Below are 19,163 nucleotides of genomic sequence, written 5' to 3'. Positions count from 1 at the left end.
CCGACCGCTGGGCGGTCGCTGTCGCGTCGTGCCCGGACGCGACGTCCGGGGTGGCGGTGAGGGCCGGGACGTGGCGTCCCGGCCCTCGGGTGTGGTGCTGCTCAGCTTTCGCCGCTCGTGCCGCTGTGCGCGGTGACCCCGGCCTCGGCGCGCTGGGCCGTGGCCGGATCCTTCCAGACGTGCACCCGCTGCGGGGGCCGCTGTTCCAGACCCCGCAGGCCGGCGGTCGCGCCGAGAGCCTCCGCGTACACCTGGTCGGCGTCCAGCCGACGCAGCTCCTCGGCCAGCTCGTCGCCGAGCGGCCGACGGACCAACGGCAGGGCCCTGTCGTCCTGGCCGGTACGGCGGAACACCGCCATGCTGTCCTCGCGGGTCAGCGTCAGCTGGTCGCCGTTGGCACAGCTCAACCGCACCTCCCGCATCCGGGGGAACTCGTCGGTGTCCACCTTGTGCGGGGTGATGCCGAGCCGGCTGGACAGCCAACCGACCATCAGCGCCGCCGTCGGGTCGCTCGGTGGCGCGACGACCGTCGCCTCGACAACCTGCTCACTGGCGGTGTCGAACGCCCCCGCGACAAGGGTCCGCCACGGGGTGATCCGGGTCCAGGCGAGGTCCGTGTCGCCCGGGGCGTAGTCCCGGGCACGCTGCCGCAGCGCCTCCACCGGATCGGCGGCCTGCGCCGAGTCGGTGATCCTGCGGTCGGCGACCACCCCGAGGAAGTCGGTGGCGATCTCCGCCGGCGGCTCGCCGTGCCACCAGGTGACCACCGGCACGTCCGGCACCAGCAGCGGCATCACCACCGACTCGGCGTGCAGGGCGAGTCGCCCGTACATCCGGGTGACCACCGCCTCGCAGGGGCCGAGCCGGCCACCGACAACGATCTCCGCGTCCAGCCGGTTGCGTTCCCGCTCGATGTCGGAGCGGACCACCACCACCAGCCGGCACGGGTGGGCGGCGGCGGCGATGGTCGCCGCCGCCTCCGCCTCCCGGACCCGCTTCTCGTCCACCACCACGATGAGGGTGAGTGCCATGCCGCTGGCCACACCACCGGCGCTGCGCCGCTCGGCGGCCAGCGCCTTGACCACCTCGTTGCCGGTGGTGTCCCACAGCCCGATCATGCTCTTCTCCAAGCGCGGCCCTCGCGGGCCAGCATCTCGTCGGCCGCCCGCGGCCCCCACTCACCGGCGCGGTACGGCTCCGGCGTGGTGCCCTCCCAGGCGTGCTCCAGCGGGTCGATCACCTGCCAGCTCTGCTCGACCTCTGCCGCGTCCGGGAACAGGGTCCGGTCCCCGATCAGCACGTCCAGCACCAGCCGCTCGTACGCCTCGGGGCTGGACTCCGTGAACGCCTCGCCGTACTGGAAGTCCATCGCGATGTCGCGGACCTCCATGGTGGTGCCGGGCACCTTCGAGCCGAACTTGAGCACCACGCCCTCGTCCGGCTGCACCCGGATGACGAGCTGGTTGTTGCCCAGCGACTCCATGTCGGCGTCGTTGAACGGCAGGTGCGGCGCCTTCTTGAACATGATGGCGACCTCGGTGACCCGCCGGGGCAGCCGCTTGCCGGCCCGGATGTAGAACGGCACCTCGGCCCAGCGCCGGTTCTGGATGCCCAGCCGCACCGCCACGTACGTCTCCGTCGTGGAGTCGGCGGGGACGTCCTGCTCCTCCCGGTAGCCGACCGCGCGTTCGCCGCCCACCCAGCCGGGCAGGTACTGGCCGCGGACGGTGTCCCGGGCCACGTCCTTCGGCAGGGTGATCGCCTTGAGCACCTTCAGCTTCTCGGCGCGGATCTCGTCGGCGTCGAAGCTGGTCGGCTCCTCCATCGCCACCAGGGCCAGGAGTTGCAGCAGGTGGTTCTGCAACACGTCGCGGGCGGTGCCGACGGTGTCGTAGAAGCCGGCGCGACTGCCGATGCCGACGTCCTCGGCCATGGTGATCTGCACCGAGTCGACGTACTTGGAGTTCCACAGCGGCTCGAACAGGTTGTTGGCGAACCGCAGCGCCAGGATGTTCTGAACGGTCTCCTTGCCCAGGTAGTGGTCGATCCGGAAGACGTCCTCGCGGGTGAACACGTCGTCGACGAGGTCGTTGAGCGCCTTCGCCGACGGCAGGTCGTTGCCGAAGGGCTTCTCCACCACCACCCGGCGCCAGCCGCCGGACTTCTCGTTGTCGGCCATCCCGGTGCGCGCCAGTTGCTTGAGCACGACGGGGAACGCGGCCGGGGGGATGGAGAAGTAGAACGCCGCATTGCCGGCGATGCCGTGGGTCTGCCGCAGGTCGTCAAGCGTCGAGGCGAGCTGGTCGAACGCCGCGTCGTCGTCGAACGACCCGCCGACGAACTTGATGTTGCCGGCCAACCGTGCCCAGACCTCGTCCCGCCACGGGGTGCGGGCGTGCTTGCGGGCCGCCTCGCACGCGAGGGTCTCGAAGTCGCCGTCACCCCAGTCGCGGCGGGCGAAGCCGAGCACTACGAAACCGGGCGGCAGCAGCCCCCGGTTCGCCAGGTCGTAGACCGCGGGCAGCAGCTTCTTGCGGGCCAGGTCGCCGGTCACCCCGAAGATCACCAGAGCGCACGGCTCGGGGATCCGGGGCAACCGGCGGTCCTGCGGGTCGCGCAGCGGGTTCACCGAACCGCCTCCTCGCTCCGCTTCTGTCACAGCGTCCATCCTCACGCCCGCAGCTCACCGGCCGCGTCGAGTAGTTGGGCGACGCCGGCTGCCCGGTCGGTCAGGTGCAACCGCAGCAGCGGCCGCTCCCGACCCGCGAGGGCCTGCCGGTCGCCGGCGGCCTGTGCCGCCTGCAGCTCACCGAAGGTGTACGGCTTGCCCGGCACCGCCAGGTCCTCGGTGACCGCGCCGGTCACCTGCAGGTAGCTGCCCACCTGCGGGCCGCCCTTGTGGTACTGCCCGGTGGAGTGCAGGAACCGCGGCCCCCAGCCGAAGGTGACCGGGCGGCCGGACGCGCCGGCCAGCAGCGGCCGCAGCCGGGCCGCGTCGGCGTCGGCGAAGCGGTCCAGGTACGCCATCACCGCGAGGTAACCGTCGTCGCCGAGACCGTCGAGCAGCCAGCGCAGCACGCCGGCCAGGTCACCGGGTGCGCCCTGCGGCGCGTACACCTCGATCGCGCCCTCGGTGAACGACGGCGTCTCCGCCGGCAGGCCCGAGGCCAGGATCTTGTTGGTGTTCTCCTTGGACTCGGTGACGTTCGGCTGGTTGAACGGGTCGATGCCGAGCACCACGCCGGCCACCGCCGTGGCGTACTCCCAGGCGAGGAACTGCGCGCCGAGCGGGCCGTTGACTGCCACGTCCGGGTCGGCGCCGCCGCCCGGCACGTCACCGGCGGTCAACGCGCCGCCGTAGCTGACTGTCAACACGTCCGGACCGGTGGCGCCGGGGCTCTGCGGGGACTCGACCACGACGGGCAGGATGCCGACCCCGGCCTTGCCTGTCGACTCGGCGATCAACTGCTCGGCCCAGTCGCCCAGGCCGTCGATGCCGGTGCCGTCGGACACCAGGGCGACCTTGTCGCGGGCCAGCGTGGCCGCGGCGCCCAGCGCGGCGCCCAACGCCAGCGCCGGGTTGTCGCGGTCTCCGGCGAGCGACTCGGACAGCGCGTCGGCCTGGTCGAGGAGCTCGGCGACCTCGACGCCGGCCAGCGCCGAGGGCACCAGGCCGAACGCGGTGAGCGCCGAGTACCGGCCGCCCACGTTCGGGTCGGCGAGCACTGTGAACGCGCCCATCTCGGCCGCTGTCGTCTCCAGCGGCGAGCCCGGGTCGGTGACGATGACGAAGTGCCGGCCGGCCTCCGCCTCGGTCATCCCGGCGTCCAGGAACGCCTGCCAGTAGGCGCGCCGGTGGCTGTCGGTCTCCACCGTCGAGCCGGACTTGCTGGCGACCACCACCACGGTGCGCTCCAGCCGGTCACCGAGGGCCGCCCGGACCTGACCCGGGTCGGTGGTGTCCAGCACGGTCAGCGGCCGGCCCAGGGTCCGCGTGATCACCTCGGGGGCGAGCGACGAGCCGCCCATCCCGGCGAGCACCACGTGGTCCAGGTCGGCCAGCTCGGCCTTCAGCTCGGCCAACTGCGCCAGCAACTCCCGGCTGCGCCGGTGGGTGTCCACCCAACCGAGCCGGACCTTCGCCTCGGCTTCGGCGTCCGGACCCCACAGGCCCGCGTCCTTGGCGGCCAGCTTGCTCGGGACGTCGGCCTTGACCAGCGCCTCCCTGGTCGAGGCGGGCGCGGACTTGTCGACCGCGTCCGCGCCGTAGACGGCGAGGCCGGCGGCAGCCTCCACCGGTCCTGCGAGAAGGTCACTCATGCGGCCACTCCACTTCGCTCGCTGATTGGCTCGCTCACGCGCCACCCGCCTTCTCGGCACCCTTGGCGTTGCTCTTGGCGGCCTTGTTCGGCGCGCCCTTGCCCTTCGCCGCCGCCTCCAGCGACTTGCGGACGCCGTCGAGCAGCTCCTGCCAGCTCGCCTCGAACTTCTCCACGCCCTCGCGCTCCAGGGTGGCGATCACGTCGTCCATGTCCACCCCGACCGACTCCAGGTCCGCGAAGACCTTGCGGGCCGCGTCGTAGGCGCCGGTGACGGTGTCGCCGCGGGTCTCGCCATGATCGGCGTACGCGTGGATGACCGACTCCGGCATGGTGTTGACCGTGCCGGGCGCGATCAGCTCCTCGACGTAGATCACGTCCCGGTAGTCCGGGTTCTTCGTCGAGGTGGAGGCCCACAGCGGCCGCTGCGGGTGTGCGCCGGCGGCGGCGAGTGCCTTCCAGCGGTCGGAGGAGAAGACCTCGGTGTAGCGCTCGTACGCCAGCTGGGCGTTGGCGACGGCGGCCTTGCCCTTCAGGGCCTTGGCCTCGTCGGAGCCGATCTTCTCGAGCCTCTTGTCGACCTCGGAGTCGACGCGGGAGACGAAGAAGGACGCCACCGAGCCGATCTTCGACAGGTCGTGACCGTTGGCCTTGGCCTGCTCCAGACCGGCGAGGAACGCCTCCATCACGGCCGAGTAGCGGTCCAGACCGAAGATCAGCGTCACGTTGACGCTGATGCCCTCGGCGAGGGTGTCGGTGATCGCCGACAGGCCCTCCTCGGTGGCCGGGATCTTGATGTAGAGGTTGGGGCGGTCGACAAGCCACCACAGGGCCTTGGCCTCGGCCACCGTCTTGTCCGCGTCGTGTGCGCTGCGCGGGTCCACCTCGATGGAGACCCGGCCGTCGACGCCCTCGCTGCCGTCGTACGACGGACGCATCACGTCACAGGCCCACCGCACGTCGTACGTGGTGAGCATCCGCACGGCCTCTTCCACGTCCACGCCACGGGTGGCGAGGTCGTGCAGCTGCCAGTTGTACTCGTCCGCGTCGCTCAACGCCTTTGCGAAGATCGTCGGGTTGGTGGTCACGCCCGCGACGTGCTTCTCACGGCGGAGCTGGTCCAGCCCGCCGGAGCTCAAACGTACTCGGGAAAGATCATCGAGCCAGACCGCCACACCCGCGGCGGTGAGCTCATTCAGCTTGTCCGTCATGCCGTCCACGCTCCCTCAGTTGCCGGTCGTGAAACCGGTGATGTCGCCCACCCGGGCCAGCGAGGCGTGTGCCGCCGCCACGATCCGGTCGGGAGTGAACCCGAACTGCTCGAAGAGCACGGTGTGCGGGGCGCTCGCCCCGTAGTGCTCCAGGCTGACGCTCTCGCCGAGGTCACCGACGATGCCACGCCAGGACATGGCGATCCCGGCCTCCACGCTTACCCGTGCCTTTACCCCGCGCGGGAGCACCGACTCCCGGTATGCCTCATCCTGCTCGTAGAACCACTCCTGGCAGGGCATCGAGACGACCCGGGTCGGGGTGCCGTCGGCCTCCAGCCGCTCCCGGGCGGTCAGGCAGAGCTGCACCTCGGAGCCGGTGCCGACGATGATCACCTGGGGCTTGCCGTTGGACGCCTCGGCCAGCACGTAGCCGCCCTTGGCCACGCCGTCCGCGCCGCCCAGGACGTCCCGGTCCAGGGTCGGCAGCGGCTGGCGGCTCAGCGCCAGCGCCGTCGGCCGGTCGGTGTGCACCAGCGCCTGCCGCCAGGCCCACGCCGTCTCGTTGGCGTCCGCCGGGCGGACCACGTCCAGGCCCGGGATGGCGCGCAGCGCGGTCAGGTGCTCCACCGGCTGGTGGGTCGGGCCGTCCTCGCCCAGGCCGATCGAGTCGTGCGTCCAGACGTACGTCACCGGCAGCTTCATCAACGCGGCCAGCCGCACCGACGGGCGCATGTAGTCGCTGAAGACCAGGAAGGTGCCGCCGTACGGGCGGGTGCCGCCGTGCAGCGCGATGCCGTTGAGGACCGCGCCCATGGCGTGCTCACGGATGCCGAAGTGCAGGGTGCGGCCGTACTCGTGGCCGGGGAAGTCCTTGGTGGCGTGGGAGGCCGGGATGAACGACGGCTCGCCCTTCATGGTGGTGTTGTTGCTCTCGGCCAGGTCGGCCGAGCCGCCCCACAGCTCCGGGAGCACCGGCGCGAGCGCCTCCAGCACCTTGCCCGAGGCGGCCCGGGTGGCGACACCCTTGGCGTCGGCGGGGAAGACCGGCAGCGCGTCGGTCCAGCCGTCCGGCAGCACCCGGCCGGCCATCCGCTCGTAGAGCGCGGTGCGCTCCGGGTTGGCCTTCTTCCAGGCGTCGAACGCGCTCGTCCACTGCTGCTCGGCGTCGGAGCCGCGGCCCATCACGTTGCGGGCGTGCGCGAGCACCTCCTCGTCGACCTGGAAGGTCTGCTCCGGGTCGAAGTCGAGGATCCGCTTGGTGGCCTTCACCTCGTCGGCGCCGAGCGCCGAGCCGTGGATCTTGCCGGTGTTCTGCTTGTTGGGGGCGGGCCAGCCGATGATGGTGCGCAGGGCGATGAAGGAGGGGCGACCGGTCTCCGCCTTGGCGGCCACCAGCGCGCGGTACAGCGCCTCGGCGTCCTCGTGGTAGTCACCCTGGTCGGCGTCCCCGCTGCGCCAGTCGACGGTCTGCACGTGCCAGCCGTACGCCTCGTAGCGGGCCGCGACGTCCTCGCTCTTGGCGATGCGGGTGTCGTCCTCGATCGAGATCTCGTTGTCGTCGTAGACCACCGTGAGGTTGCCCAGCTGCTGGTGCCCGGCGAGGGCGCTGGCCTCGTGGCTGATGCCCTCCTCGATGTCACCGTCGGAGACGATGCACCAGATGTTGTGGTCGAAGACCGACGCGCCCGGCTCGGCCTCCGGGTCGAACAGGCCACGCTCGCGACGGGCCGCCATCGCCATGCCGACCGCGTTGCCCAGGCCCTGCCCGAGCGGGCCGGTGGTGGTCTCCACGCCCGGCGTGTGACCGTGCTCCGGGTGACCCGGGGTCATCGAGCCCCACTGCCGCAGCGACTTCAGGTCCTCCAGGCTCAGCGGGTAGCCGGACAGGAAGAGCTGGATGTAGAGGGTCAGGCTGGAGTGGCCGGCGGAGAGCACGAACCTGTCCCGGCCGGGCCAGTTCGGGTCGGCCGGGTTGTGCCGCATGACCCGGTTGAAGAGAAGATAGGCCGCGGGCGCCAGACTCATCGCGGTGCCCGGGTGGCCGTTGCCGGATTTCTCGACGGCATCCATGGCCAGGACGCGGACGGTGTCGACAGCCCGGCGATCGAGGTCGGACCAGTTGAGTTCGGAGTGCTCGGGTCGGTTGGCAGCCACGATGGTTGTGCTCCTCGGCAGATGGGCGGAACCCTCACTGATGACCCTATCGAGCGCGACTAAACGTCCGCCCGGGGATCTCCGCATGGTGTGCGGTACGTGACTCTGCGCCCAGTCGTTCAACCCGGTGGTGTGACGGCCCGCACCGTTGTCGGGTCGGCCGGGCAGCCAAAACGACAACGCGTAGTGTGTGGGTCGGTGTGCGGTCCCCGAGCGGGCCCCGCCGACTCGATCTCCCCGTGCCAATGCCGGAAGGTGGCAATCCGTGAGCATGATCACCGAGCGCCCCGCGAGCAACCCCGCCGGGCAGCCTCCGGCGCGGGCGGCCGAGGGTCCGGTGGCGCGGCGGGACGTGCGCGCGATCCTCTCGGCGTACGTGGCGCTCACCAAGCCGCGCATCGTCGAGTTGCTGCTGGTCACCACCATCCCGGCGATGATGCTCGCCGACGGGGGCCTGCCGTCGCTGTGGCTGATGGCCGTGGTGCTCATCGGTGGCTCGCTCGCAGCGGGTGCGGCAAGCGTGCTCAACTGCTACATCGACCGGGACATCGACCAGTTGATGCGGCGGACCAAGCGACGCCCGTTGCCGGCGCACACGGTCTCGCCGCGTAACGCGCTCGTCTTCGGTCTGGTGCTGGCGGCGATCTCGATCGTCCTGATGGCGGCGTTCACCAACCTGCTCGCCGCCGGGCTGACCCTGGCCGCGATCGTCTACTACGACGTCGTCTACACGCTGTGGCTCAAGCGCTCCACCCCGACGAACACGTTCTGGGGAGGCGCCTGCGGGGCCGCTCCGGTGCTCATCGGATGGGCGGCGGTCACCGGCGGGCTGGCCCCGGCGGCCTGGGGGCTGTTCGCGGTCGTCTTCTTCTGGCAGATGCCGCACTTCTACCCCCTCGCGATGAAGTACAAGGACGACTACGCCCGCGCCGGCATCCCGATGCTGCCCGTGGTGGCCTCCGTCCGGCGGGTGAACGCCGAGATCCTGATCTTCGCCTGGCTCACCGTGCTCACCTCCCTCGCGGTCTGGCCGCTGGGTCTCAGCGCGATCTACGGGGTGCCGACGCTTGTGGTGGGCGCCGTCTTCCTTGTCGAGGCGCACCGGCTCTGCCGGCGGGCGACGCGTGGTGAGGCGGTCAAGCCGATGCGGCTGTTCCACTGGTCGACGACGTACCTGACGATCGTCTTCGTGGCCGTCGCGCTCGACGCGTTGATCTGACGCCCGTCGCGGGTTTCCCACGCACGCCGGCGGAATTCGACCGGCTAATCATGGACATGGATGAGTTGTCCGGGTTTAACGTCACATCAGAGTAACTTTCGGCATGAGTCGGATCGACTCAACCTGCAGCGGCCGAGCGGCATTTGGCCGAGTGGTTAGTACGGAAAAGTCCGGATATAACCGGGCAGGTTGGCTGTCGTCTTCCGTAAACCTCTAGGTAATTGGCATCACAAAAGGTTCATGGTTCTCGCCCGCGCGAGTGCAACTCTGCTTAGGCTTCGCGTCATGGCAGAAGGTTCCGATACGACGCTGACGGCCGAGCAGACCGCCGGCGAGCAGGCCCCGCACGGCTTGGTCGCGGGTCTCAAGTCGTTCGCCGCCGAGCACGGCGGCGCGAAGGCGGTCATCGAGTACGTCGGTAAGCGCGGCGCACGGATCGTCCTCGTGGGCGCCGACGGTGAGTGGGGCGACCAGTTCGCCGAGGACACCGTCACCGCCCGGGAGGCGTGCGCCAAGGCGGGAGTCACCGTCGAGAACGCCTGGGAGCGTGAACTGATGGACCAGATGCGACCGAGCAACGACCTCTGGCGGTCGATGGCCCGGCGCACGATGGCCCGTTGAGATAGACAGTTGAATTGACCGACCACCACCAGTCGACCCGGGGGGAACCCCGGGTCGCTCTCGTCACCTGCGCCGAGCTGGTCGACCTCGACCCCGACGACCGCCTCGTCCTCGAGCCGCTCACCGCCCGGGGGATCGCCGCCGAGGCGGTCGTCTGGGACGACGCGGGCGTCGACTGGTCCTCGTACGACCTGGTCGTGCTCCGCTCACCGTGGGACTACGCCCTGCGCCGCGACGAGTTCGTCGCCTGGGCGGCAACAGTGCCGACGCTTGTGAACCCGGCCGACGTGGTCCGGTGGAACACCGACAAGCGCTACCTGGCCGAGCTGAGCGCCGTCGGGGTGCCGACCGTGCCGACGTCCTGGGTCGAGCCCGGGCAGACCTGGTCGCCGCCCGCCGACAACGGCGAGTACGTGCTCAAGCCCTCGGTCAGCGCCGGCAGCCAGGACACCGGCCGGTACGACCTGGCCGACCCCGAGCACCGCGATCTGGCCGCCGCCCACGTTCGCCGGCTCTCCGCCGCCGGCCGGACGACAATGCTCCAGCCGTACCTGAGCGCCGTCGACAGCGAGGGCGAGACCGCGCTGCTCTTCCTGGCCGGCCCGGACGGGCTCGCGTACAGCCACGCCATCCGCAAGGGCCCGATGTTGACCGGCCCGGACCTCGGCCCGGACGGGCTCTACAAGGCCGAGGAGATCACCTCTCGTACCGCCCGACCCGAACAGCTCGCGGTCGCCGAGAAGACCCTCGGCGCGGTGCCCGGCGGCACGCGTCAACTCCTCTACGCCCGGGTCGACCTGATCCCTGGCCCGGACGGCGCCCCGGTCCTTGTCGAACTGGAGCTGACGGAGCCGTCGCTCTTCGTCGGGTACGCCGACGGCGCACCCGACCGCCTCGCTGCCGCGATCGCCACCCACCTGGCCCGCCGCGCCTGACCAGGTGCGGCGTGATCGACTCGGTTTCCGTGAAGTCGCGGTGTCCGGGCCCGCCCGATGGACCGACTTCCGGGAATCCGAGTCGATCACGCCACACCGGCGGCCCGCGCAGCGCGGGGCGTCAGGCGGTGACGGGGACGGCCTCGACGTCGGCTGCGGTGGTCTGGGGCGCCGGGGTGACCGGGCGGCGTTCGCCTGTCGACCACTGCACCGACAGCGCGGCCAGCAGCACCAGGCACGAGCCGAGCATGTGCGCGCCGACCAGGATCGCCGGCACGTGGGTGAAGTACTGCACGAAGCCGATGAGCCCCTGACCCAGCTCCACCGCGAGCAGGACGACGGCGGCCCGGGTGGCCCGGGCCGCTCCCACCGCGCGGAACGCGAAGATCAACGCCACGGACAGGCCGATCAGCAGGAAGACGACGTCGGCGTGGACCTGGGAGATCGACTCCGGGTCGAGCCCGTTGCGGGCCGCGCCGTGGTCCCCGGCGTGCGGGCCGCTGCCGGTGACCCAGGTGCCGACGACCAGCACCGCCACGGCGACGCCGGTCGTGACCCGGGCCAGCGCGCGCAGGGGAGTGGGCACCGACGCGACCGTCGGGCCGTCCGGTTCGGCGGCCCGCCGCCAGAGGGCGTACGCGGCCGCGATCACCGCCATCGAGGCGAGGAAGTGCAGCCCGACCACCCACGGGTTGAGGTTGGTGAGCACCGTGATGCCACCGATCACCGCCTGGGCGGGGATGCCCAGGAAGACGGCGACGGCGAGGGTCAGCAGCCCGCGGCGGCGCGGCCGGTGTGCCAGCACGGCCAGCACGGTGGCCAGCGCGATCAGGCCCACCGCGAAGGTCAGCAGCCGGTTGCTGAACTCGATCACCCCGTACACACCCATCTCGGGGGTGGTGACGTACGAGTCGTCGGTGCACCGGGGCCAGGTGGGGCAGCCGAGGCCCGACGCGGTCAGCCGGACCGCCCCGCCGGTGACGACGATGCCGACGTTCGCGATGATCGAGGCGAGCGCGAGGCGGCGCAGCAGGGTGCCGGAGACCGGGCGGACGATGCGGTTCACGGCGCAAATCCTACGCACCGTAGTGATCGAGGTTCGTCCGACTCCGCCGGGTCGGTGGTTCGGATCACCGGGGCCCGGGTTTGCGACCGTTGAGGTAATTACGTAACGTTGGCGTTGTGAAAAACGCGGCGGCGCTCTCCGGGCACCAGTCGACGGCTGTCCCGGCCGTCGGCGCGTCCGCGTCCGCCCTCGTCGGGGCCCCGGCGCCGACCCTCGGCGGCACCGTCACCGAGACCTCGACCCGGGACCGCGTCACCCAGCTGCTGCTGGAGCGGGGCGCGACCACCGCCGCGCAGCTCGGCCTGGCGCTCGGCCTGAGCCCGGCGGCGATCCGCCGGCACCTGGACGCGATGCTCGCCGACGGTGACGTCGTCGCCCGCGAGCAGACGGTGCAGGGCAGCCGCGGCCGGGGGCGTCCGGCCAAGGTGTTCGTGCTGACCGAGGCGGCCCGTGTCCGCTGTGGCACGCACCACTACGACAACATGGCCACCGCCGCACTGCGCTGGATCGCCCGAAGCGGCGGTCCGGACGCTGTCGAGGCGTTCGCCGCCGAGCAGGTGTCCGCGCTGGAGTCGCGCTGCCGTGCCGCCATGGAGGACGCCGGCGACGAGCCCCTGGCGCGGGCTGAGGCACTCGCCGGAGCGCTCACCGCCGAGGGTTACGCTGCCAACGCGACCACGATCGCCTCCGGCGGCCAGCTCTGCCAGCACCACTGCCCGGTGGCGCACGTGGCCGCCGAGTTTCCCCAGCTGTGCGAGGCCGAGACCGCGGTGATCTCCCGTCTGGTCGGCACCCACGTGCAGCGCCTGGCCACCATCGCGCACGGCGACGGGGTGTGCACCACGCACATCCCGACCCAGCCGGGCCGCGCCCAATCCGGTAATCCCGTCACCACTGTGAGGACAGATAGATGACCGAGCAGATCGTCCAGCCCCTGACCCAGGAAGAGCAGCTCGCCGCCCTGGGTCGCTACGAGTACGGCTGGTCCGACCCGGACGCCGCCGGGGCGGTCGCCCAGCGCGGCATCAACGAGGCGGTGGTGCGGGACATCTCGGCCAAGAAGAACGAGCCGGCCTGGATGCTCGACCTGCGCCTGAAGGGTCTGCGGCTGTTCGGCCGCAAGCCGATGCCGGCCTGGGGCGCGGACCTCACCGGGATCGACTTCGACAACATCAAGTACTTCGTGCGGTCCACCGAGAAGCAGGCCACCAGCTGGGAGGACCTGCCCGAGGACATCAAGAACACCTACGACCGGCTGGGCATCCCGGAGGCGGAGAAGCAGCGGCTGGTCGCCGGTGTCGCGGCGCAGTACGAGTCCGAGGTCGTCTACCACAAGATCCGTGAGGACCTTGAGGAGCAGGGTGTTCTCTTCCTGGACACCGACACCGCGCTGCGCGAGCACGAGGACGTCTTCAAGGAGTACTTCGGCACGGTGATCCCGGTCGGCGACAACAAGTTCGCCGCTCTGAACACCTCCGTGTGGTCCGGCGGCTCGTTCATCTACGTGCCGAAGGGCGTGCACGTGGACATCCCGCTGCAGGCCTACTTCCGGATCAACACGGAGAACATGGGCCAGTTCGAGCGGACGCTGATCATCGTCGACGAGGGCGCGTACGTGCACTACGTCGAGGGCTGCACCGCGCCGATGTACTCCTCCGACTCGCTGCACAGCGCGGTCGTGGAGATCATCGTCAAGAAGAACGCGCGCTGCCGCTACACGACCATCCAGAACTGGTCGAACAACGTCTACAACCTGGTCACCAAGCGCGCCGTCTGCCACGAGGGCGCGACCATGGAGTGGGTCGACGGCAACATCGGCTCCAAGGTGACCATGAAGTACCCGGCGGTCTACATGACCGGCGAGCACGCCAAGGGCGAGGTGCTCTCGGTGGCGATGGCCGGCGAGGGCCAGCACCAGGACGCGGGCGCCAAGATGGTGCACGCCGCGCCGCACACCTCCTCGACCATCATCTCCAAGTCGATCGCCCGTGGCGGAGGCCGCACCTCGTACCGGGGTCTGGTGCAGGTGCTGGAGGGTTCGCACCACAGCCGGAGCACTGTCAAGTGCGACGCGCTGCTTGTCGACACCATCTCCCGCTCGGACACGTACCCGTACGTCGACATCCGTGAGGACGACGTGTCGATGGGGCACGAGGCGACCGTCTCCAAGATCAGCGACGACCAGCTCTTCTACCTGATGAGCCGGGGCCTGAGCGAGGACGAGGCGATGGCCATGATCGTGCGCGGCTTCATCGAGCCGATTGCCAAGGAGCTCCCGATGGAGTACGCCCTGGAGCTGAACCGCCTGATCGAGCTTCAGATGGAGGGCGCGGTCGGCTGACGCCGCCGCTCCCGCGGGGCGGGCCGGAACCTCGGCCCGCCCGCACCCTGCCCCACCCTCGTCGCCACGGAACAGACAGACCAAGGAAGACATGACTACCCAGGCTTCCGCGCCGCCCAGCACCAAGTCGCAGGCGCTGCGCTCGTACGACGTCGCCGACTTCCCGGCCCTCACCGGCCTGGAGGAGGAGTGGCGTTTCACCCCGCTCAAGCGGCTGCGCGGCCTCGCGGGCGAGCCGCAGGCCGGCACCGGCACGGTCCGGCACGAGTACGGCGATCTGCCCGAGGGCGTCGCCATCGAGCGCATCGGCACCGACGACCCGCGGGTGGGCAGCGTGCTCACCCCGGTCGACCGGGTCAGCGCGCTCGCGTACGGCGGCGCCGGGCAGGCGCTGCTGCTCTCGGTGGCGAGCGATGTCGTGGTGGGCGCGCCGGTGAGCGTGCGGGTGGTCGGCGACGGCGGCGAGGGCCTGGCCTTCGGGCACACCTTCGTCGAGGTGGGCCGATTCGCGGAGCTGACGCTGGTGCTGGAGCACGTCGGCTCGGCGACCCTTGCCGACAACGTCGAGGTGTCGGTGGGCGACGGGGCCAAGCTGACCCTGGTCACCGTGGCCGACTGGGCGCCGGACGCCGTGCAGGCCCAGCACCTCAAGATCAAGCTCGGTCGGGACGCCCGTGTGACGCACGTCCAGGTGAGCCTGGGCGGTGACCTGGTGCGCCAGTTCACAAGCGTGGAGTACACGGGCCGGGGCGGCGAGGCCGAGCTGTACGGCGTCTACTTCGCCGACGGCGGGCAGCACCTGGAGCACCGCCAGCTCGTCGACCACTCCGTGCCGGACTGCCGCAGCTACGTCGGCTACCGGGGCGCCCTGCAGGGCGCGGACGCGCACACCGTCTGGGTGGGTGACGTGCTGATCCGGGCCGAGGCGACCGGCACCGACACGTACGAGATCAACCGGAACCTGCTGCTCACCGACGGCGCGCGGGCGGACTCCGTACCCAACCTGGAGATCGAGACCGGCGAGATCGCCGGCGCCGGCCACGCCAGCGCGACCGGCCGCTTCGACGACGAGCAGTTGTTCTACCTGATGGCCCGGGGCATCCCGGAGGGTGAGGCCCGCCGTCTGGTGGTCCGCGGCTTCTTCGCCGAGGTGATCAACAAGATCCCGGTGGAGTCGCTGCGCGAGCGCCTCGGCGACGCCATCGAGGCGCGCCTCTCCAGGACCGGCGCCTGATGATCCGGATCTGCTCCACCGAGGACGTGCCGAAGGGCACCGCGATCAGCGCGGATGTCGACGGCACCCCGATCGCCCTGGTGCACGGCGAGGACGGCGAGTTCTACGCCGCCTACGACGAGTGCTCGCACGCCGCGGTCGCCCTCTCCGAGGGTGAGGTCGACGGCTGCACGCTGGAGTGCTGGCTGCACGGCTCGCGCTTCGACCTGCGCACCGGCGCGCCGAGCGGCCTGCCGGCCACCGAACCCGTACCCGTCTACCCCGTCGAAGTCCGCGACGGCGACATCTACCTCAGCCTGACGCCGAGTAATGGAGTGACCCGATAATGAGCACCCTGGAGATCCGCGACCTGAAGGTGTCGGTCAAGCTGCCCGAGGGTGAGCTCAAGCCGATCCTGGCCGGCGTCGACCTGACCGTGAAGTCGGGCGAGACCCACGCGATCATGGGCCCGAACGGGTCCGGCAAGTCCACCCTGGCGTACTCGATCGCCGGCCACCCCAAGTACGAGATCACCGGCGGCTCGGTGACCCTCGACGGCGAGGACGTGCTGGCCATGACCGTCGACGAGCGCGCCCGCGCCGGCCTCTTCCTGGCCATGCAGTACCCGGTCGAGGTGCCCGGCGTCTCGGTGGCGAACTTCCTGCGTACCGCCAAGACCGCCATCGACGGCGAGGCGCCGAAGCTGCGCACCTGGGGCGGCGAGCTGCGCGGCGCGATGGAGCGCCTCCAGATGGACCCGGCGTTCGCCCAGCGCAACGTCAACGAGGGCTTCTCCGGTGGCGAGAAGAAGCGGCACGAGATCGTCCAGCTGGAGCTGCTCAAGCCGAAGATCGCGATCCTCGACGAGACCGACTCCGGCCTCGACGTCGACGCGCTGCGCGTGGTCAGCGAGGGCGTCAACCGGGTCCGCGACACCGGTGACACAGGCGTGCTGCTGATCACCCACTACACGCGGATCCTGCGCTACATCAAGCCGGACTTCGTGCACGTCTTCGTGGCCGGCCGGATCGTCGAGCAGGGCGGCCCGGAGCTGGCCGACAAGCTCGAGGCCGAGGGCTACGAGCGGTACGCCGCCGGGGCCGGCACGGCCAAGGCCTGAGCGGGAGAGGCGCTGCCGAGATGACCAGCATCGCGATCCCGTCAGGGATGCCGCAGTACGACGACGTGCCGCGTTTCGACGTGGCCCGGGTGCGCGCCGACTTCCCGATCCTCGATCGGGAGATCAACGGGCACCCGCTGGTCTACCTCGACAGCGCCAACACCTCGCACAAGCCCCGCCAAGTGCTCGACGTGCTCGACGAGCACTACGCGCGGCACAACGCCAACGTGTCGCGCTCGGTGCACACATTGGGCACCGAGGCCACCGAGGCGTACGAGGGGGCGCGGGCGAAGATCGCCGCGTTCATTCACGCGCCGAGCGTCGACGAGGTGGTGTTCACCAAGAACTCCACCGAGGCGATCAACATCGTGGCGTACGCCTTCTCCAACGCCTCGCTGCGCGCGGACGGCGACCCGCGGTTCCGGCTCGGCCCGGGCGACGAGGTGGTGATCTCCGAGATGGAGCACCACTCCAACATCGTTCCGTGGCAGCTGCTCTGCGAGCGGACCGGCGCGACCCTGCGCTGGTTCCCGGTCACCGACCAGGGGCGGCTGGACGAGTCGGGCCTGGAGGACCTGGTCACCGAACGGACGAAGATCGTCTCGCTGGTGCACATGTCGAACATCCTCGGCACGGTCAACGCGACCTCGCGGATCACCGCGCGGGTCCGCGAGGTCGGCGCGCTGCTGCTGCTGGACTGCTCGCAGTCGGTGCCGCACCTGCCCATCGACGTGGTCGACCTGGACGCCGACTACATCGTCTTCACCGGGCACAAGATGCTCGGCCCGACAGGCATCGGTGTGCTCTGGGGCCGGGGCGAGCTGCTGGCGGCCATGCCGCCGGTCTTCGGCGGCGGTTCGATGATCGAGACGGTCACCATGGCCCGCTCGACGTTCGCCGCGCCGCCGGCCCGGTTCGAGGCCGGCACCCCGCCGATCGCCGAGGCGGTCGCGCTCGGCGCGGCGGTGGACTACCTGACCGGGATCGGCATGCCTGCCATCCAGTGGCACGAGAAGGAGCTGACGGCGTACGCGCTGGACGCCCTCGCCACGGTGCCGGACCTGCGGATCTTCGGCCCGACCGTGCCGATCGGCCGGGGCGGCACCATCTCGTTCGCGCTGGGTGACGTGCACCCGCACGACGTGGGTCAGGTGCTCGACTCGCTCGGCGTGCAGGTGCGGGTGGGCCACCACTGTGCCAAGCCGGTGTGCAGCCGGTTCGGCGTCCCGGCGATGACCCGGGCCTCGTTCTACCTCTACACCACCACCGAGGAGATCGACGCTCTGGTGGGCGGTCTGGAGCAGGTGCGGAAGGTGTTCGACTGATGGTGCAACTCGACCAGCTCTACCAGGAGATCATCCTGGACCACTACAAGCATCCGCACGGCCGTGGCCTGCGCGACGCCGAGGACGCGACCGACCGGGTCGCGGAGGCGCACCACGTCAACCCGACCTGCGGCGACGAGGTCACCGTCCGGGTGGCCACCGACGGCGACGTGCTGCACGACATCTCGTACGACGGCATGGGCTGCTCGATCAGCCAGGCCTCGGCGAGCGTGCTGCACGAGCTGCTGCGCGGTCGCGACGCCGGGGAAGCATTCGAGGTGCACGAGGCGTTCGTCGAGTTGATGTCCGGACGTGGCCAGGTCACGCCGGACGAGGACGTACTCGGTGACGGGGTGGCCTTCGCGGGCGTTGCCCGCTACCCCGCCCGGGTGAAGTGCGCGCTGCTGCCGTGGATGGCGTTCAAGGACGCCGCGGCACGCGCGGGCGTGGGCGTGAGCCCGGAGGTGAAGGCGTGAGCCAGCGCCAGCGAGCGAATTCCAGCAGCACCGTGGTGCCCTGTGGCATCACGAAGCGAACCGGAGGGACGGCATGAGCGAGAACACCGCTACCGCGGCGACGCCGGAGGCCGGTGACGCCACCGCGGCGCCGCAGGCCGACGCCGTGACGACCGACGGAGTCGCGACGACGAGCGCCGCTGCGACGACCAGTGCCGCAGCGACGCCGGCTGCCGGCGATGCCGCGGCCGACGGCGCTGCGACGCCGGGCGCCGACGCCGCCACCTCGGCGGGCGGCGTCAGCAAGGCCATGATCGCCGACATCGAGGAGGCGATGAAGGACGTCGTCGACCCCGAGTTGGGCATCAACGTGGTCGACCTCGGCCTGGTGTACGGGGTGCACGTCGACGACGAGAACGTCGCGACCCTGGACATGACCCTCACGTCCGCGGCCTGCCCGCTGACCGACGTGATCGAGGACCAGGCCCGGCAGGCGCTCACCACCGGCCCGGGCGGCGGCCTGGTCAACGACATCCGGATCAACTGGGTCTGGCTCCCGCCGTGGGGCCCGGACAAGATCACCGATGAGGGTCGCGACCAGCTCCGATCCCTCGGCTTCAACGTCTGACCCGACTCCGGTCGGCCCCACCCGTCGAGCGCGACGCCCCACCCGGGGCGCCGCGCTCGACCCGTCTCAAGGCCCAAGCAGGGCACGCGCCGCCGACGCCCCCCCGCGCTGGGCTGTCCGCCCCCGCCTGCGGTCGTTCTCTCGTCGCGCTGCAAGATCGCGCAGTTTCCGGGTTGTAGTGGTGTCCGCGGCTCGCTGAGGCCACTAGAACCAGGATCGAGCACGATCTCGGCCCCGACCGAGCCGAAGATCCGCACAACATCCGCGAAAGTGCTGCCTCCGCCGCCCGAGAGACAGCAACATCCCGGAAGTTGCGCGATTTTCGGCCGCTGCCCAGGTCAGAGTGCGGGGTGCGGCGGGGTGCGGGGTGCGGGCCGGGGTGGGCCCGGGGTGCGGGGTGCGGGCCGGCGCGCGGGGCCGAGTGGGAGCTGGAGGTGAGGGCTGGTAGTCGGGGTGGGGGCGGGAAATCCTGTGGCGCCGGCGGGGGTTTGGCGCGGAGGATTCGATCGTGATCGAGGCGTACCCGATGCAGGTTTCTGTCCGTGCGGCCACCGCC

Annotated in this window: 17 protein-coding genes; 11 read left to right on the top strand and 6 right to left on the bottom strand. The window is 70.8% G+C overall.

Translation table 11 applies throughout. The features are described 5' to 3' along the window. Positions 1–101 precede the first annotated feature (101 nt). The 5 genes from AB0K10_RS31715 to tkt are packed head-to-tail and all read right to left on the bottom strand — an operon-like array spanning position 102 to position 7,684. Complete coding sequence (locus AB0K10_RS31715) at positions 102–1,118, bottom strand: glucose-6-phosphate dehydrogenase assembly protein OpcA (protein ID WP_363689659.1); 1,017 nt, start codon at positions 1,116–1,118, stop codon at positions 102–104. Beyond that, positions 1,115–2,668 (bottom strand): glucose-6-phosphate dehydrogenase, encoded by a 1,554-nt coding sequence (zwf, locus tag AB0K10_RS31710; RefSeq protein WP_363689686.1) that lies wholly within the window; start codon positions 2,666–2,668, stop codon positions 1,115–1,117. The genes AB0K10_RS31715 and zwf overlap by 4 nt, the downstream gene beginning before the upstream one ends. Positions 2,669–2,670: 2 nt before the next feature. After that, positions 2,671–4,320: a glucose-6-phosphate isomerase gene (locus tag AB0K10_RS31705; RefSeq protein ID WP_363689657.1), complete on the bottom strand. Its 1,650-nt coding sequence runs from the start codon at positions 4,318–4,320 to the stop codon at positions 2,671–2,673. Positions 4,321–4,354: 34 nt separating this feature from the next. Next, positions 4,355–5,530 (bottom strand): transaldolase, encoded by a 1,176-nt coding sequence (tal, locus tag AB0K10_RS31700; RefSeq protein WP_363689655.1) that lies wholly within the window; start codon positions 5,528–5,530, stop codon positions 4,355–4,357. A gap of 15 nt (positions 5,531–5,545) precedes the next feature. After that, entirely contained in the window at positions 5,546–7,684 is a 2,139-nt protein-coding gene (gene tkt, locus AB0K10_RS31695) for a transketolase (protein WP_363689653.1), read from the bottom strand. A 265-nt stretch (positions 7,685–7,949) separates the two neighbouring features. Here tkt and AB0K10_RS31690 point away from each other — a divergent pair, with 265 nt between their 5' ends. The 3 genes from AB0K10_RS31690 (at position 7,950) to AB0K10_RS31680 (ending at position 10,459) form a co-directional block, all read left to right on the top strand. After that, entirely contained in the window at positions 7,950–8,903 is a 954-nt protein-coding gene (locus AB0K10_RS31690; RefSeq protein WP_363689651.1) for a heme o synthase, read from the top strand. A gap of 285 nt (positions 8,904–9,188) precedes the next feature. After that, positions 9,189–9,524 (top strand): hypothetical protein, encoded by a 336-nt coding sequence (locus AB0K10_RS31685; RefSeq protein WP_363689649.1) that lies wholly within the window; start codon positions 9,189–9,191, stop codon positions 9,522–9,524. A 14-nt stretch (positions 9,525–9,538) separates the two neighbouring features. After that, positions 9,539–10,459: a hypothetical protein gene (locus AB0K10_RS31680; RefSeq protein WP_363689647.1), complete on the top strand. Its 921-nt coding sequence runs from the start codon at positions 9,539–9,541 to the stop codon at positions 10,457–10,459. A 121-nt stretch (positions 10,460–10,580) separates the two neighbouring features. Here the strand turns inward: AB0K10_RS31680 and AB0K10_RS31675 are convergent, their stop codons facing one another. Continuing rightward, positions 10,581–11,543 carry a COX15/CtaA family protein gene (locus AB0K10_RS31675; RefSeq protein WP_363689645.1) on the bottom strand — a complete coding sequence of 321 codons (963 nt, stop codon included), beginning with the start codon at positions 11,541–11,543 and terminating at the stop codon, positions 10,581–10,583. Positions 11,544–11,641: 98 nt separating this feature from the next. Here AB0K10_RS31675 and AB0K10_RS31670 point away from each other — a divergent pair, with 98 nt between their 5' ends. From AB0K10_RS31670 to AB0K10_RS31635, 8 genes are all read left to right on the top strand, one after another. Further along, entirely contained in the window at positions 11,642–12,439 is a 798-nt protein-coding gene (locus AB0K10_RS31670) for a transcriptional regulator (RefSeq protein WP_363689643.1), read from the top strand. Next, a complete protein-coding gene (sufB, locus tag AB0K10_RS31665) occupies positions 12,436–13,866 on the top strand; it encodes a Fe-S cluster assembly protein SufB (RefSeq protein WP_363689641.1) in 1,431 nt (476 codons plus the stop codon). The genes AB0K10_RS31670 and sufB overlap by 4 nt, the downstream gene beginning before the upstream one ends. Positions 13,867–13,957: 91 nt before the next feature. Continuing rightward, entirely contained in the window at positions 13,958–15,100 is a 1,143-nt protein-coding gene (sufD, locus tag AB0K10_RS31660) for a Fe-S cluster assembly protein SufD (protein ID WP_363689639.1), read from the top strand. Further along, a complete protein-coding gene (locus AB0K10_RS31655; RefSeq protein WP_007462703.1) occupies positions 15,100–15,426 on the top strand; it encodes a non-heme iron oxygenase ferredoxin subunit in 327 nt (108 codons plus the stop codon). Before sufD ends, AB0K10_RS31655 begins: the two co-directional genes overlap by 1 nt. Further along, positions 15,426–16,199: a Fe-S cluster assembly ATPase SufC gene (gene sufC / locus AB0K10_RS31650; RefSeq protein ID WP_151489655.1), complete on the top strand. Its 774-nt coding sequence runs from the start codon at positions 15,426–15,428 to the stop codon at positions 16,197–16,199. The genes AB0K10_RS31655 and sufC overlap by 1 nt, the downstream gene beginning before the upstream one ends. Before the next feature lie 20 nt (positions 16,200–16,219). Beyond that, positions 16,220–17,524, top strand: a complete 1,305-nt coding sequence (locus AB0K10_RS31645) for a cysteine desulfurase (RefSeq protein ID WP_363689637.1) — start codon at positions 16,220–16,222, stop codon at positions 17,522–17,524. Between the two features lie 2 nt (positions 17,525–17,526). Beyond that, entirely contained in the window at positions 17,527–18,000 is a 474-nt protein-coding gene (gene sufU / locus AB0K10_RS31640; protein ID WP_363689684.1) for a Fe-S cluster assembly sulfur transfer protein SufU, read from the top strand. A gap of 145 nt (positions 18,001–18,145) precedes the next feature. Continuing rightward, positions 18,146–18,607: a metal-sulfur cluster assembly factor gene (locus AB0K10_RS31635; RefSeq protein ID WP_363689682.1), complete on the top strand. Its 462-nt coding sequence runs from the start codon at positions 18,146–18,148 to the stop codon at positions 18,605–18,607. Positions 18,608–19,163: the final 556 nt, after the last annotated feature.

The sequence above is a fragment of the Micromonospora sp. NPDC049274 genome, from assembly GCF_040678875.1.
In the GTDB taxonomy this organism is placed as follows: Bacteria; Actinomycetota; Actinomycetes; order Mycobacteriales; family Micromonosporaceae; genus Micromonospora.
Note: the sequence above shows the minus strand (reverse complement) of the source record. Positions and strands in the feature narration are given on the sequence as shown.